Consider the following 17,143-nt stretch of genomic DNA (forward strand, 5'->3'; position numbering starts at 1 on the left):
ATACATATTACCACGATAGAGGCGTAAATACTCACAAAACTGTAACTTTTTTATGAAAATAATTTAATTTAAATTGTAAATATTTACTTCTCTTTATAAATTTATAGGAACTAAAAAGCAAAGTACCAACTCAAGCTAAGCTAAGTCTTTGTTTTTAAGTCAGGAAAAGAGGGCTTAGAATTCCTAAGCCCTCTTTACAAGGTAAAATTAATTTATACTAAAGTAACAATACCAAATACAACTAATACTACTAAAAGAATAGTTGCATAAGTCCAGCCGATTTTCTTGTTACGGCTTTTATCTAGTTCTGGAGCTGACATAATATTTTCCTTGTACAAGAATATTAATAAAAACATTTCCAGAAGATCACTTTAAAGCAAATGACCTCTTTTGTATATGATACCATAAGCCCCGAATTTACTCTGAAAAATTGGGATTATTTTTAATCCCGATTCGGCTTATTAAGAATTAATATTGTTTACTCAAGAGCAAAGTAAGCAGCTCTAAGAAAGATAACAACTATTTACTTTGTTTTTCATAAGCTTACAATTACAAAAACATCATCTTTCTTTTCTTTCTTTTTCTCTTCTTTTTACCGAGAGCAGAGAATAACTGAGTAACTCAGTATAGTTTTAGTCAAAAAATAAAAGCCTCCCGAGGAGGCATTTATTGATTTAAGCTTTTTTGTAAACTGGATGTTTGGCACATAAAGCTTTTACTTTAGCTCTTGCTTGCTCCACTAACTGCTCTTGCGTTTCAGGATTTGCAAAGCTATCAAGTAAATCACAAATTAAATGAGTTAACTCTACGGTATCTTCAGTAGTAAAACCACGACGAGTAATCGCTGGAGTTCCAAATCTTACCCCTGAAGTTTGGAATGGCGAACGAGTTTCTCCTGGAACTGAATTTTTATTTGCAGTAATCCAAGCTTTTTCTAATAAAGCCGCCGCTTGTTTTCCAGAGTATTCTTTACCTAATAAATCTAAAAGTAACAGGTGGTTATCTGTTCCCCCTGAAACGATTTTATAACCTCGTTCTTGGAATACACTCACCATAGTTTTAGCATTAGCTAAAACTCTTTGCATATATTCTTTAAATTCAGGTTGTAAAGCTTCTTTAAAAGCTACAGCCTTAGCCGCAATTACATGCTCTAAAGGACCACCTTGGCTTCCTGGGAATAATCCTGAATTTAATTTCTTATAAAATTCTGGACTTTGACCTTTAGAAAGAATCATCCCTCCACGTGGACCTGCAAGAGTTTTATGAGTAGTGGTCGTCACTACATGAGCGTAATCAAGAGGAGAAGGATATAAACCTGTCGCAATTAATCCCGCCACATGAGCAATATCACAGAATAAATAAGCTCCTACGGAATCAGCAATTTCACGCATGCGTTTCCAATCTACGACACGAGAATAAGCTGAAAAACCAGCCACTATTACTTTAGGTTTTACTTCTAATGCTTGTTTAGCAATAGCATCATAATCTAAATAACCATTAGCATCTACACCATAGCCGTAAGAGATATAGTTTTTTCCAGAAAAACTTACCTTAGCTCCATGTGTAAGATGGCCACCCGCATCTAGATCCATACCTAAAACTACATCTCCGTGATTAATTAGAGCTAGGTATACCGCTAAATTTGCATTTGAGCCTGAATGAGGTTGTACATTCGCATAATCACAATTAAATAATTGTTTTGCACGCTCAATTGCTAACTCTTCTGCCTTATCAATAAACTCACAGCCATTATAATAACGTGCGTGAGGATAGCCTTCAGCATACTTATTAGTTAACACTGAACCTTGCAATTCTAATACTAGCTCTGATACATAATTTTCTGAAGCAATAAGTTCAATATGATCTTCTTGACGTTGCTGTTCTTCTGCAACTGCTTGAAATAATTCTGCATCAAACTCTTGTAATGATTTTGGATTAATCATGGGCAAAACCTCCCAGGTAAAAGTAAATAAGATAAATATTTATAGGTTGTCAAAAAAAAACAACGCTTCTAATTATAGCCTAATTTATAAAATTTGCGATAAAAAAATGAGGAAGCACTAATCCCTCCTCATTTTTTTCTTAAATTATGAACCTGAACCTAAAAGATCATAATTCACTTTAACTTTATAAACTTTACGTAAATCCTGCATTAAATTAGCATCATAATCATAGCTCACTTGTTGCTCATAACTTGCAACAAACTGAGAGAGAAGATTATTGTTTACTTGAGGATCAACCGTAAATCCATGCACCCCTAAAAGATAAACTTTATGTGCTTTCTCATCATTTACTACTAAATAATCAACTTGATTACCTTTGTATTTAGAAGTAAATAAAGCATTAAAGTAAGCTTCTTGCTCTGGTGTTGGACCAAGCATAGATACTTCTGTTTCCGCACCTAAAGTAACTTTTGCTTGTGCAAGTAACTCTTGAGCTTGTTCTGCACTGGTTGCTGGATCATTTAACTTGGTTGCTAATTCTTGTAACTTAGCAAGATTTTGCTGTTGAGCTAAAGATAATTTAGTATCCGCAGTTACTTTATCTTTAATTTCTTCTAAAGTCGGATAAATAGTATCTTGGAATGAATCTAACTGCGTAATAATTTCATCTTGTGAATCCGCAATACCTTGTGGTGAGTTAACTTGATTTACAGTCATATCACCCGTAAAGGCAAGACGAGCTATATCTGATGGCACGCTTTCAGGTAAAGTTTTTGCAGTAAAGCTTTGAGTTTTACTTACCTCTAGCCCTAAAACTTTTGCCACTTCAGCAATATTACCATTAGATTCAACAATTTCATTTACTTGAGCAAAAAGATTTTGTAAATAAGTTTGCTGATTTAGCTCAGTTAAAGTTTGCGTAATTTGAGCTTTAGCATCCGCAAAGCTTGTAGTTGAGGTAGTTTTACTATTTAAATAGAAAATATGGAATTTCCCATCAGCATCTTTAATTATATTTGAATGACTATGCTCATTCATTAACGGAACTACATCCTTCACATAAGCTGGTAATTGAGCTTGAGTTAAGTTCCCTAAAGATCCTTCATTAAAACGTGAAGCCACATCCGTTGAATATTCTTTTACCGCCTCCACAAAACTCATACCATTATTTAACGCTTCAAGTACTTGATCGGCAGTTTTTTGATCATCGACCACGATATTTGAAAGATTATAGGTCGTAGAACTAAAGAGTTGTGGATTTTTATCGTAATATTCTTTGAGTTGTTCTTCAGTTGGCTTAGGAGCTTTAGTTGCAAGGCTACTACGGTTATAACGAATATAACTTAAAGTTGCCTTTGCCGGAATTGCATAGTTATCACGATGTAAATCGTAATACTCTTGAACTTGTTGCTCAGTTGGCGTAATTGCCTCAGCATCGCTCGCAGCCGCTACTTGTGCCACTTGCACATAAGCCGTAGGTAAAGCTAAACTCGCATTTATCTCTACCTCTTTTGGCGTAATAATATAAGCATTATTTAATAAATTATTTACAGTTTCATCACGTAGTTGATTTGCAACTAAAGAAAAATACTGTTCGGTTGTTAAACCATAATAATTTAAGAATGCACGAATACGATCTTCAGAGTATTTACCATCTGCTCCATGGAACATTTGGTTATCACGAATATTTTGAATAATATCGTTATCTGTAACTCTTACCCCAATTTTTTCCGAATAAAGAAGACGTAAACGATCGTTGATTAAACTATCAAGCACCGTTTGACGTAAAAGTTTTTCATTCTCGCTAGTCATAATCTCGGCAAAACGCTCTTGACCATAACTTTGTAATAATTGATTATAGCGAGACTGATAAGCTTGTTGGAATTCGTTATAAGTAATCCCAACATTTTTATCACTAAAAGTCACTAAATAATTTTGTTGTGCTGTCCCTAAATTCGAACCTGAAATAGTTTGGAGAATAAAAGGTACGGCAATAGCAACTGGTAATAATTTAAAAATAAATGATTTTTGTACCGAGTTAAACTTACCAATCATGAGAATCTTCGTCCTTATTTACTGGCGATAAAAGTTTGAAAAATTTACTCTAAATCTTTGTAATGTATTTTTTTTACAATTTTTAGAGTTTTTGTATCTACTGTTTACTACAGTTTTAGAAAAAATTATCTGTTTTCTTCTTGTTCTTGATGAAGATTTTATCCTTTGACTTCATAAATCTTCTCTAGTTCTTTAATTATAAGAAAGAGATCGAGGATAAAATACCATGGGCAGAGATTTTTTCAGTTCAATTTTCTTGAGCTTAGCTCTCGCCTCTAAAGAAATCTGTTACTGTAACCTAATCTACAGTCTAACTTCTCATTATACTATAATGGATAAATTTTACCAAAAAACTTACGACAAAAGCTCCCTCATCGGGAGCTCTATTGTGGTCTTATTTAGAACTTTAATGCTTGGTTACCTTAAAAAAACTTACTCTAAGCTAAAGTTTGTAAACGTTCAGGATCATCAACCACTTCACAAACTACATTAATACCAAAGTTATCACCAACCATTTTTACAAGATCACTAATTGGTAATGGGGTATATTTTGATTCACGAACATAGAAGCGTGAAATCTTACTTGCATTTAAACCATAAACTCTCACTAAGCAAATTGCGGATAAGATTGCAGGAAAGCTTGGATTAAAAGCCGCATTTTCAATATAACGTCCGACATAGAAATCTTTATCTACAGTAGCTGCTACGACAAAAGCTTCAGAATGTGAATATGGAGAATAGGTTTTTCCTTGACGAATTACTTTTTCTTTTACATCTTCATAAGAAGAATTATTAAATACTGAACGATTGTGATTATGATCAAATAATCTTTCTTTTACTTCTAAATCGGATGGTCCAAAGCTATCAGGAAGATAATGGCTTAAAGGAGCCCCCTCAGGAATTTGTGGTAAATAAATTTTTAATTCTTGAGCGGTATTTACCTCATTAATAAACTGACGACAATGTCCACATGGAGAATAATTCACAATAATGGATTTAATGCCTCGAGTACCTGAACAATAAGCATGATTTATTGCACATTGTTCGGCATGCACCGTGTACTGCATGAGAAGACCATCATATTCCTGATTCCCCCCGAAATAAAAGTTACCATCAAGATCTTCAACAATTGCCCCTACATTAAATTTAGAAATGCATGGATAGGCATAACAAGTGGCAAAAGGCAACATAGCAAAATAAAGCTCTTGATCCGTTACTTTATAAGTATCTTTAAGATAGCGAGCCTGTGTAGCACTAATGTACCCACGTAAATTATTATGCAAAATTGTACGATGAATCTCTTTTTGTAGTGGAGTTTCAATCGGATTAGTAAATTCTACTTGCGGAAATAAACTAGCCATAATGCCGTCCTGTAAGAATAAAAAGTAACTTTACTAGATATCAAGATTATTTATCTTGTCAAAGAAAATTCAACGAGATAAAGATTTTCCTCAGATCTAGTTCTATATCTTTATCATATCACAAAAAGTTGTGAATTTTAGCGGAAAAAAAAGAACTCCCTTGAGAGTTCTTAACTAGAATTTAATCTAATGAATTACGTAATTCTTGCACATGCTCATCTTCATCACGATAAGGATCAGGAATGCCGAGTTTTGCTAATAGCTCTTTTTCTTTGCTTTCCATTTCCTCTGCTTCTTCAGGCTCTATATGATCATAACCTAAAAGATGCAATAGACCATGTAAACAAATATGTGTCCAGTGATGGGCTAAAGGTTTTTCTTGTTCTTTAGCTTCACGCTCAAGCACCGGAGGACAAATTATCAAATCGCCAAGCTCCGTAAAGCCTAAAGCTTGAGTTTCATGCTCATCTCCCATAAACTCAAAACTTAAAACATTAGTTGCATAGTCTTTACCACGATACTGATAATTTAACTCTTGCATATACTCAGGAGTTACATAAGTTACCGAGATATGAAAGTCTCCTTCCAAACGTTGAGCTACTTGAGCATACCAAAGTTCTAAGTCCTTCTCACTTGGTAGAAATTGTGCTTGCATTTCTGCAGAATAAAGATCATTTACATCTATTTTTAAAGTCATACTTTATTTCTACTTAACCTCTTGTAAAATGGTTTGTAATGGATTTTCTCGACGTTGCTTTTTTGCTTCTACCTCAGGATGTAACACCTCATACTCATCATAAGCATCTATAATTGCAGATACAGTTGAGTGACGGACAACATCAGATCTATCCATCGTATAGAAACGAACATTAGGCACATGATCTAAAACCTTAAGGGCATGATCTAAACCCGAAGCCTGATGACGTGGTAAATCGGTTTGGGTTTTATCGCCGGTAATTACCATTTTTGAACCTAAACCAAGACGAGTTACCATCATTTTCATTTGTGCTGTCGTAGTATTTTGTGCCTCATCAAGAATAATAAAGGCATTACTTAAAGTACGACCACGCATAAAAGCTAAAGGAGCTATTTCAATTACTTTTGAGTTGAGAAGTTTATCCGCTTGTACCGGTCCTAAAATCTCAATAATTGCATCAAAAAGCGGACGTAAATATGGATCTAATTTCTCTTGTAAAGTACCAGGTAAGAAACCAAGGTTCTCTCCCGCCTCTACCGCCGGACGAGTTAACACTAAACGCTCTACCTTATGCTCAGCAAGCATTTTTAGAGCCATGGCTACTGCCACTAAGGTTTTTCCCGACCCTGCAGGACCTATGCCAAAGGTAATATCATTATTTAAAATTCCTTGGGCAAATAAATGTTGATTTATTGACTTACAACGAATTTTTGGATTAATTTGCATAAAACTGCCATTATGGCGTAAACGTTCTTCTTCCTGTAATCTTTGATTACGCGTTAAAGTTTTATGCTCAGTTTCGGTAATTAATGATGGAGGTAACTGCGTTGCGGTTGATGTTGGCTCAGGAGTTTGATAACTAGTTTCATAGCTAGTTAATTCATTAGCAAGATGACGATCTCCATCTTTATAACTAATTTTTTGCTCTTGCTCCTGTTTACGCAAGCTCTCAATTTCATCTTGAGTATAAACTCTCATACTTAGCTTACTTTCTAACTCCTGATCTGCTTCCGAGTTAACTACCGAAGCTTGCTGTTGAGCGAGTTCGGCATAACGACGCAGTAACTCCTCTTCATTATAAGTAGCTTCTGAAGCTTTTACTCCCTGAGTTGCGGTAAATTGAGGCAAATTTTCTTGAAGTTGTGCTTCTAGTTTGTCTTGAGATTTTACTTGCGTTAGCTCTTGTGATTCTGACTGTTCTTGAGTTTGTACTTTTTGTAAATTAGCTTTTGCTCGTAATTGTGCTTGCTCTTCCTCAATATTAAGTAGATGAGCAAGTACGGTTTGATATTGTTGCATAAAGCCACTAAACTCAACCGCATCTGCCTCGCCTACCGAAACATCGCCTGAAAAGGCAATATCTAGATAAGTATCAGGTAAACCTTGTTCCCAATCTAACTGCTCAATTGCTTCAAGATAACGGTATTTACAATAAGCCATAACTTCATAAGCTTTTTGTTGTGAGCTTAAACCTTTAACCGTAAAGAAATCTAATAAATCTTCAAGTTGTAACGCATACTTTTGTTGCTGATGTTCATCAGCATCAAATTGCTCTAAATACCATTCAGGAGCAACAAAATCACTTGAGAATAAATAGTATAGATCTCCAGGAGTAAGAATTTTTTGGGCAAAAGTAGAAGCTTTTAATAAGGTTACTAAGTCATCATCGCTGGCCTCGGCAGCTTGTGCATTTGCAAATAACTCTAATAAAGGAGCAGGAGTTGCTAAAGGACGTAATCCTAAAATATTTGGTCCTTGACTTTGCTCTTGACTAGCAAAAGCTTGTGCAGCTTGAGTACTAATTGCACTCAAACCTATACTTTGGGCATGCTCTTTTACGGATTTACGAGCAGCTTGGTTAATTAGTAATTGTTTTAATTGTTTTGGATCTAATTTTTCTTTAGCTGCCATTTGAGCAATTTGCACTTCTTCCTCTTCAGGATTAAACGCCTGCTGATAAGCAAATTCTGCCTGTGCTTGTTCTAAAGCTTGAGCTATAGCCTGCTCACGAGAAAATTCTTCTCTTACTTGAGGCAAAGTAGAAGTATTTGCTTCTTGGGTTTTGGTCAAAGTAGCTTGTGCATTAGCTAAAGAAGTTGTTTGCTCTTGCGGAGTAAAATTAGCAAATAAATCTACACTACGAGGATCAAAAAACGGCATAGCAAGATTATCTGTTGCAAATAAGTCTATCTGAGATAAATCTTGCTTTGGTGTTGAAGCTTTTTCTTTTTCACTTAGTGGAGAAAATAAATCTTCATAGTCATTAAAAAAGTTTTCTTTATATTTCCCCTCTAAAGGAATCACTTCATCATCTTGATAATCCCAATAATCACGTTTTGGGGTTAACGCTTGGGTAGTTTCCTGAGCTTTTGCTTGCTGCTCTTGTGCAAATACTTCACGCACACTTTCATGCTTTGCTTGAGCTGCTTTGGCTTTAGCTACGGCTGCTAGTACTCCTGCTGGTAAAGCGACCTTATCTTTAGTCTCTTTACGATTTGGGGTTTGCGTACTTACCTCTTGCCCTTGCTGTTGTTGCAATTTTGCTTGAACTAAAGATTCTAATTGCTCGAGTAAATCAAATTGTTCTTGATTAAATTCTTGCTCGACTAACTTTTGTTGTGCTACTTGACGCTGAGCTTGTTCAAATCTCGCAACCGCTTGCTCTTGAGAATTTAAACGAGCAATTGCTTGTTCATCTTCTAAAGCCTGTTTCGCTTTCCACTCATGCAAAGTTAAATACACATCTTTAGTTGTAATCTCATGAACTCTTTTTCCTGCAAAGGTTTGTTCATATAAATCATTTATAATATTTTTTGCAAGCTTAACTTGTTTTTCTGTATCTCCTAATAACTCTAGTCTAAAGTTATTACCACCAATTTCCACCCCTAACTCATCTTCGATGAGATAAAGGTTTTCATTTTCAACTCCTACTAAAGCTTGGAGATTTTCAATTACTTCAGGTTGAAGAGAAAAACTAGATTTTATAGACAAAATGATTTTCCTTATACTTGAAATTAATAAACTTTTACGCCTAATATTATAACTTAATTTAAGAAAGAAACAGAAAAAGAGCTAACCTCTTGCGAAGTTAACTCTAAAAAATTATTCTTTACTCGCGACACTTTGACCATAGATTTCCATAAACTCAGGCTCGTACATAATCCGTTTGCCAAGCTCTTGAGCTTTTTTAAGTTTGGAAGAAGGTTTAGCTTGTTCTTGCGTTCCAGCAACGACAAGAATATCTAATTCATTGGTTACCGAACTCGAGAACTTACCTCCCGATTCTTTAATAAAGTTATTAAAGGCTTTACGATCCATTTGCTCTAAACCTCCAGTAATACATACCTTTTTATTCGCAAAAGCATTACTAAACTCAGGTTTATTTTCCTTAAAGCTCACTCCATAACTCAAGAGCTGAGAAATTACCTCAAGATTATTAGGATTGGTAAAATAATCCACAATATTCTTAAAGGTTACCTCACCAATTAAGTTAAAGGTTGGTGCTTCTAAGGCTTGAGCTAGATTAAGCACATAAGCCGGACTCTCTAAACTCTCAAACTCACTCGTTAAAACTTGGGTGCTATATAGAGCCTTGGAAGCAAGATCATATTTACGATAAATAACTTTATCTGCATGGACAAATTTGAGGAGTACTTCAGCATGAGGAGAGATCTTTCCTAAGATATAACTTGAAGAATCACTAGCTTGGGTATAAAGTCCAGGTAACCAGGTAGCAACTTCTTGGCTATAAGTAGTTTGCTGATTAGCCTCTAAAATCTCGGCTAAAGGAAGTTCAACCTTAGCTAAGTTTCCTTTAAATTGTCCTTGTAAGAAGCGTAACGCTAAAGCATAGTTTACCGCCTGTGCCAATCTTTCTGGTTTAAAATCAAGAACTGCTTCAATATTTGGGAGTAACTGCGGACTAACCAGCTCTACTGAAGCCGAATCTCCCACCCCATTAATCCCAATAGAACGGAAGAAATCTGCAATTTTTAAAGTCATTCTTTCTTCTAAACCAGCTTTTAGTTGACTATAAACTTTCCCCCCAAATAACTCTTTACTCATAAAGGTTTTGGTAAGTAGTTTCCAATTATAGTCAAGAGCATAAGCATACTCAGGTTTTACTTTGAGTTTTTGTTTATAAGGAGCAAGTAAAGCTTTAAACTGATTTTCTCGAGTTTGGGCATCTTGAGCTAAAAGAGCAAAATATTTTTCCATACGGGACGCAAAAATCATCCCATATGCCGGCACTTGCTCCATTACCTTAAGAAAATCACAAAGATTAGCAAGAATTAAACTTCTCGTGCTATAACCTAATTTGGTAAAGTTCACTTCTTTAGAATTTAAGAATAAATCTAAATTCTCACCTACTCTAGCTAACTTATGCTCATGTTCATTTAATAACCCTTGCAATTCAGTTTCTGAGTTTTGATCCAATAGAGGATCTAAACTAAAAATTCCCACATTATGAGTTACCTTAAGTTCATTTAATTGCTTATCATAAACTAAAGCTAAAGCACCTGAGAATCTGTGTAACAACTCAACTCGAGCATAAAGTTGATTAAAGGTTAAGGTCTTTTGTGCTTCGAGGACAAAACGCTTAACTTCAAAAACCTCTAATCCTAGACGAGGATCTTGCCAAACAAGATCACTAATTTGTGATACTTGCTCTTGTTTTAAAATCGGTACAGGAGCTAACATTTGTGCATAGCTACGTAAGTACTGATAAAAACTATGGAAACGTTGTTCACTTAAAAGCGAACCTGAAGCCAAGTAACTAGCTAGTTGCTGATTAAAAAACTCAGGAGTTTGACCTTGATAACTATGAGCTGGTTCACTTGCAAATAAACTGCTTTCTTGAGGTTCTTGCTCACTATGTTTTGCATAGTTAGCTAAGAGTTTCACTTCTAGATGTTTTCCTTTAGCTAACTCTTGGGCATGCTCTTTCACTTCCGAGCTATAAGGTTGCACAAAATCTCGGCGAAGAAGTTCTTGAGCATCAACGCCTAGGCGTTGTTCAAGATCAACTTGAGGCGAAGTAAAACGAGAAAGATGAGTTAAGATATAATCACGTTGATCACGTCCATACTCTTGCTCTCGGTGCATAAACTCTTCAACCCAAGGATAGCCTCGAGTTTTTTGAGCTAAAGATTCTTGCTCTTGACGAATTTTCTCTTCAAAATCGCTTGTAGTATGTAAGTGAGCATAGAAGTTATCGGCAACCAACTCTTGATTACTTAACCAAGAAACTAGACGCTCTTGCGTTGAGAGTATCAAGATCTCTTCTTTACTTAAACTACTAAAGCTTGCAAAGTCCATTAAAATTTGAGCTTGTACGCCAAAAGCTGGCACTTGCGTAAAAATTTGCTCATAGAGAGTACACAATTCTTGCTCTAAATAGGTAATTAAGGTCTCAACTTTTTCCTTATCTTCTAAGGCAAAAGTGGCAAACTCTAATACTCTTTGTCCCTCAACTTTATTGAGTTTGAGATTTATATGCCCACCTATATACTCGGGAAACTTAAAGCTCGAGTTTGAACTTGAGTTTGCAACTGCACTTGAGGAAGTACTCGTATTTACAGAAACTTTCGCTCGTACAACCTGAGGATAAGAAGCCTCTAACCCCTGACGTAAAGCTGAGATTGCCCAAGCTTTGCTAGTAGCTAGAGCCTTATTCCTTGACTCTTGAAAATTACTCCTTACCTCTTTTTCTTCTTGTACTAACTCATTTTCTAGCTTGGTTAGCAGTTGCTCAAGTAAAGTTACTGTTTTTCCCTCTCCACGCTCAACTTTTGCAACTAGCTCTTTAAAATAGCTAAAAGTAATTAATGCTTGGTTTTGTACCGCATTATGTCTACTTAAAGCTTTTACATAAGCATTAAAGGTTTTTACATAATCTTGATGAGCATTAGCTAATAAGATCTCTTTAAAACTTTGTTGGTAATTATTTTTTGTTCCTTTTACCTCAAGTTGCTTATAAGTCTCTTGCTGTAAATCTACAAAATGAGCATAATCTTGTGGGGTAAATAAAGTCGCAAGACTCTTACCCTGAGTAATTAAAGCTTCCACTCGCTGACGATAAGCTAAGTAATTTGGCTCTGGAGTTACCTGATAAGTACTTAATAACTGCTTAAACTTAGTTTGTAGCTCTTGAATATACTCTGCTCTTAATTTATAAGCGAGAGTATAAGCTGGTTCATGTACAACTAAAGTCTTGGCTAAGTCAGAAACTTGCGGTAAAAAATTATCCTGACTAAATTTATACACATCAGCATAATTGGTTACTGCTCCTAAAGTAACAAAGAGCTCAATAATATTTGGTCCCAAGCCTTTTAATTCAATTCCATCTTTAGAAAAGAAAAACTCAATTTGTCCATTTAATTGCCCTTGGCAATTATGCTGGCTATTGGTACAACTTAAAGAACCACTTTGAATAATTTTATATCTTTGGAAAGAGTTAGCAGCTTCTTTACGTTTAGAGGCTAAATTATAACTTTGTTGGAATTTAACCGCATACTCCTTACGCTTTAAAGCATCGTCACTATGCTCATATAAATATTGATTTACCAGTAAATCTTTTAAGAGCGCAAACTCATTCTCTTGACTTTTTTTCAAGGTTTTTAGCGTAGCTTGAGCTAAATCCTGCTCTTCTAAAGCTAAAAACTTAGCCACTTTTAAAAGTTCAGGATCTTGCGTTAAAGGTAAGTCTATCGCTGGTTTTAAAGCATAATTAATTGTAAGATGCTTAAGTTCATTAAAATCTGCAATCACTAAATCTTGATCATTTTGCACATTTAATTGCTGGAGTCTAGTATCCTGAGCTAAAAAACTTCCACATTCAGGACAAGTAGGTAGAATATTTACCGGTAAAGCTTCTGCTTTACGTTCAGCTACTACCGCTTCTTTAACTACCGGAATTACTTCTCCTCCACGATAAATAATTACTTTATCCTGTTGATGGAGATCCATACGTTTGAGTAAATAGTAGTTATGCAAAGTTAAACTACTAATGGTTACCCCTCCGACAAAACAAGGCTCAACCTTAGCTACAGGGCTCACTACCCCCGTACGTCCTACGTTGGTAACCACATCTAACAACTCAGTTTTAGCTTCATTTGGTAAAAACTTATACGCAGTAGCCCATTTTGGTGAATTAGCAATCCACCCCACCATTTCCTGATCGGTAAGGTTATTTACTTTAAATACCGTGCCGTCTATATCAAAGTCCAAACCTGGACGCATTTGTTCAACGCCCTGATAAAATGATTCAATTTGGTTCGTACTGGTTACTAACTGTACGAGATCAGACACCGTAAACCCTAGCCTACGAGCAAACATGAGTAAATCATAGTGAGTATCGCTCGCTATTTCCGGAGCTTGAATATTCTCATGCTGGTTAATTGCATAAGCCATAAAGCGTAAAGGCATTTGTCTAGGCAGATTATCAATAATATATAAATCTTGATAAGCTATCCCTTGTTCACGATACTTACGTACTACTCGACGATAGGTTTCACGAGAAACAAAAGCTCCCGCTCCATTACGTAGATTTGCTAAAGGACGACGATTATGACGTAAATAGAGATTATTTAAATATTCAAAATCTTGTTGGAGCATAATTAACTCTCCACGAATTTCGAGAATATTTTCTAAACCACTTTGTTGATATTGTTCAATAAGTTCAGGAATTTCTTGAGGGATATTAGGAACACGCATAACATGAGCGGTAATATCATAACCTTTGCTTCCATCACCTCGGGTTGCTCCTGAAACTAGTTTCCCATTACGGTAAATTAAAGAACAGGCAATCCCATCAAACTTAGGCTCGGCACAAAAAGTAACCTTAACTTTTTTGAGGTTAGCTTTGGTTTCTTCTAATTTTTGTTCTTTCAGGTAGGCTTTGGCAATACTTTCATAAAATTGAGCAAACTCTTGCCCATTGTAAACATTACCTAATGAGAGCATTGGAATATCATGCTCAACAATTTTTGCCTGATACTCACTTGCTAATTGCTCAATTTGCTCGTCACTAACTTTACTATATTTATGCACTAGTTGCCAATCTGCAAATTGACTTTTACTTTGCAGTAATTCAGCATAGAGTACTTGCTCGCTTGCCTCTTGCTCCTCTTGTTCGGAAGCAATAATTACCTCTTGCTCTAAAGTTTGACGCAGATCAGAACCTACTTGATCCTTAGCAACGAAATTGGCAAAATGCTCTAAATAAAAGTCGGTATAAGTATTTTCATAGTATTCGAGTTCTCTGACAAGATAATCATATTCAAAATCTGAAACTTTACTTTCAGAATTTTGATAATAACTTATCTTTAATTCTTGAATTCTCTTACGTAAAAACTCTAAACGCTCTAAAAGTTGGGACGCAGTCAAACTCGTTGCTTTTGCTGTTTCCTCTTTCCTAAAAGCTATAAATTCTTCTCTCATCTTTTTTCCTTTTAAAAAAGATTATCACTTTTTCTATATTATAAATGCAAAAGATCCTAGCCTCGCTAGGATCTTTTAAATTTATGTACTTTAATTCGAAGAGTTTTCAAAGTCTTCCATTAAAGCTTGAAGATTGTCATTTTTTGAAGTATTACGTAGCTTTTTGAGTGCTTTTGCTTCAATTTGACGAATACGCTCACGGGTCACATTAAACTGTTTACCAACTTCTTCTAGGGTATACTCACGTGGCATCCCTATTCCTAAACGCATTTGAATCACTGTTCTTTCACGTTCATTTAAGGTAAGTAGTAATTGATCCACCGCCTCACGTAGATTTTGCTGTAAAGCAATTTCTAATGGATTAGCTACTGAAGTATCTTCAATAAAATCTCCTAGTGATGTATCTTCATCATCGCCCACTGGATTTTCCATAGAAATAGGCTCTTTAGAGATTTTTAAGACTTTACGAACCTTATCTTCACTGAGGTTCATTTCTTTTGCTAACTCATCAATTGACGGTTCACGACCTAGTTTTTGTACTAGTTCACGATTTACACGATTTAATTTATTAATCGTCTCAATCATGTGTACTGGAATACGAATGGTACGAGCTTGGTCGGCAATAGCACGAGTAATGGCTTGACGAATCCACCAAGTAGCATAAGTCGAGAATTTATATCCACGTTTATACTCAAACTTGTCTACCGCTTTCATTAGACCTATATTTCCTTCTTGAATTAGATCTAATAAATGTAAACCACGGTTAGTATATTTTTTCGCAATTGAAATTACTAAACGTAAATTAGCTTCTACCATTTCAATTTTTGCACGACGAGCTTTTTCATAAGCTGCTTGAATACGGTTATAAAGATCACGAATTGATTCTATATCTAATTGATATTTTTCTTCAACATTACGATATTGTTCAAGAGTTTCGAGAACAATTTCTTTATAACTTTTAATACGGCGACTCCAATCAGCATCTTTTTTCATGACTGTTGGTGGTTCTGAGCCGTAAAGAGTTTCAAACCAATCTAAGTTGGTTGCCGCTAAGTGTTTTAAAACTACTTGTCTTGTTGCAGGTTTTGCACGAGGTAAATCAACAAGATATTTAACAATTTGCCCGTCGCTTACTTTAACTTCTTCAAAAATTGCACGCACATGATCTAACATAAGTTCAAACATATTTGGCGTCAATTTAAAAGTTAAAAATTGAGTTCTTAATTTTTCAATTTCTTTAACTGCACGACTGGTTAATTGTTTCTTACGATTAATACTACCATTTGCACGTAATTCTTTTAATGCAAGTTGTTGCTGTTCACGTAAAGAGTTAATACGTTCATTCGCAATTTTTGCATCTATGGCTTTGTCTTCACCATCACTCATCATGAAGTCATCATAGCCACCTTCAACATCGAATAAACCATCATTATCGTCATCAAAACCATTTAAGATATCTGAAAGTTTACGATTTGAAGAAAGAATTGCTTCATATTCTTTAAATAAAACATCAAGCACTTCAGGATATTCAGCAATTACTGCCTGAATATCAGTCATAGATTCTTCGATACGCTTAGCAATCTCTACCTCACCTTCACGGCTTAACAGGTCAATTGCCCCCATCTCTTTCATGTAAATACGTACAGGATCTGAAGAACGAGAACCAGAAGAACCTGCAGAAGAAGCTGGGCGAGCTTCATTACTGTCATTTTCAATTTGCATTACGTCTACTTCTAAAAAGTCATCGTTTACAATGCGAATTGAATACGTATCTTCTAAATACTTGGTCAGTTGTTCAATTTGTGCTTCAGTATAATCTGGGAAATCTTCTTGAAGTTTTGCTGTTGAAATATAACCATTTTCTTTTGCTAATTCAACTAGATTTTCAATCGTCTCTACTTCATCTTCTTCTAGACGATCAAAATCTAACTCTTCAATAGCTTCATCTTCTAATTCGTCTTCTGGATCGTATGAATCAAAATGTGGTTCGTTATTTCGTTTATTATAATTTTTCATTAAAATGTAAATCCTGAATGTAAAGCTTATATTAAATATAAAAAATTTCTTTTAATCTTTACGGCAAAGGATCAAGTTAAAGCTTTGCAACACCTCAATTCTGAATTTTTACCTTAGTAATATTTCAGCCGGGTACTTTACTGCTTGATTTTGCTATATAGGCCATGCAATTTTCATATATAGCCAATCTAACTTTATATTCTGCAAAGCTTTGAGCTTGTTTATTCTACCTAAGTAGGAATCTCACAAGAAAGCACCAAAATACAGAAAAAGAATTAAGTTAGAATTCCAAGAAAATATCCATGCAAAAAGCAGCAACTTATAGTTACTGTTCTTTCATGTCTCTAAAGACTCATGCCAATGAGTTCATTTTTAGTATCTAAAATTATATATTATAGCAAAAAATATAACTTTTAGAAAGTTTTCTCTAAACCTAATACTTGAGACAAGAGAGTTATAAGATCAAAGAACTTTTTTGCTTTTAAAGTCAGACTAATGTAACTTTTATGTTTGCCCCTAAGCAAATTAGTTTTATCTAAAAAAAGCAATTTACCTTGAAATTACTTTTTTTAGATAAAACTCTTTATTAAGTATAAGGGGAAAATTTTTATTTTCAAGGATGCAAAAGG

Annotated in this window: 7 protein-coding genes; all 7 read right to left on the bottom strand. The window is 35.0% G+C overall.

Going from position 1 to position 17,143, the window contains the following annotated elements; genetic code table 11:
- Nucleotides 1-674: 674 nt before the first annotated feature.
- Nucleotides 675-1,943, bottom strand: a complete 1,269-nt coding sequence (gene glyA, locus CKF59_RS05370; protein WP_119534939.1) for a serine hydroxymethyltransferase — start codon at nt 1,941-1,943, stop codon at nt 675-677.
- 144 nt (nt 1,944-2,087) lie between these two features.
- Nucleotides 2,088-3,998: a SurA N-terminal domain-containing protein gene (locus tag CKF59_RS05375; protein WP_119534940.1), complete on the bottom strand. Its 1,911-nt coding sequence runs from the start codon at nt 3,996-3,998 to the stop codon at nt 2,088-2,090.
- Between the two features lie 437 nt (nt 3,999-4,435).
- Nucleotides 4,436-5,359: a cytidine deaminase gene (gene cdd / locus CKF59_RS05380; RefSeq protein ID WP_119534941.1), complete on the bottom strand. Its 924-nt coding sequence runs from the start codon at nt 5,357-5,359 to the stop codon at nt 4,436-4,438.
- 181 nt (nt 5,360-5,540) lie between these two features.
- Nucleotides 5,541-6,056, bottom strand: a complete 516-nt coding sequence (gene ybeY, locus CKF59_RS05385) for an rRNA maturation RNase YbeY (RefSeq protein WP_245959275.1) — start codon at nt 6,054-6,056, stop codon at nt 5,541-5,543.
- 9 nt (nt 6,057-6,065) lie between these two features.
- Nucleotides 6,066-9,047, bottom strand: coding sequence for a PhoH family protein (locus CKF59_RS08040; RefSeq protein WP_245959276.1), 2,982 nt, complete (start codon nt 9,045-9,047; stop codon nt 6,066-6,068).
- Between the two features lie 111 nt (nt 9,048-9,158).
- A complete protein-coding gene (locus CKF59_RS05395) occupies nt 9,159-14,498 on the bottom strand; it encodes a BRCT domain-containing protein (RefSeq protein WP_119534942.1) in 5,340 nt (1,779 codons plus the stop codon).
- A 90-nt stretch (nt 14,499-14,588) separates the two neighbouring features.
- Complete coding sequence (rpoD, locus tag CKF59_RS05400) at nt 14,589-16,514, bottom strand: RNA polymerase sigma factor RpoD (RefSeq protein ID WP_119534943.1); 1,926 nt, start codon at nt 16,512-16,514, stop codon at nt 14,589-14,591.
- Nucleotides 16,515-17,143 lie beyond the last annotated feature (629 nt).

Source organism: Psittacicella gerlachiana, assembly GCF_003585965.1.
GTDB lineage: Bacteria > Pseudomonadota > Gammaproteobacteria > Enterobacterales > Psittacicellaceae > Psittacicella > Psittacicella gerlachiana.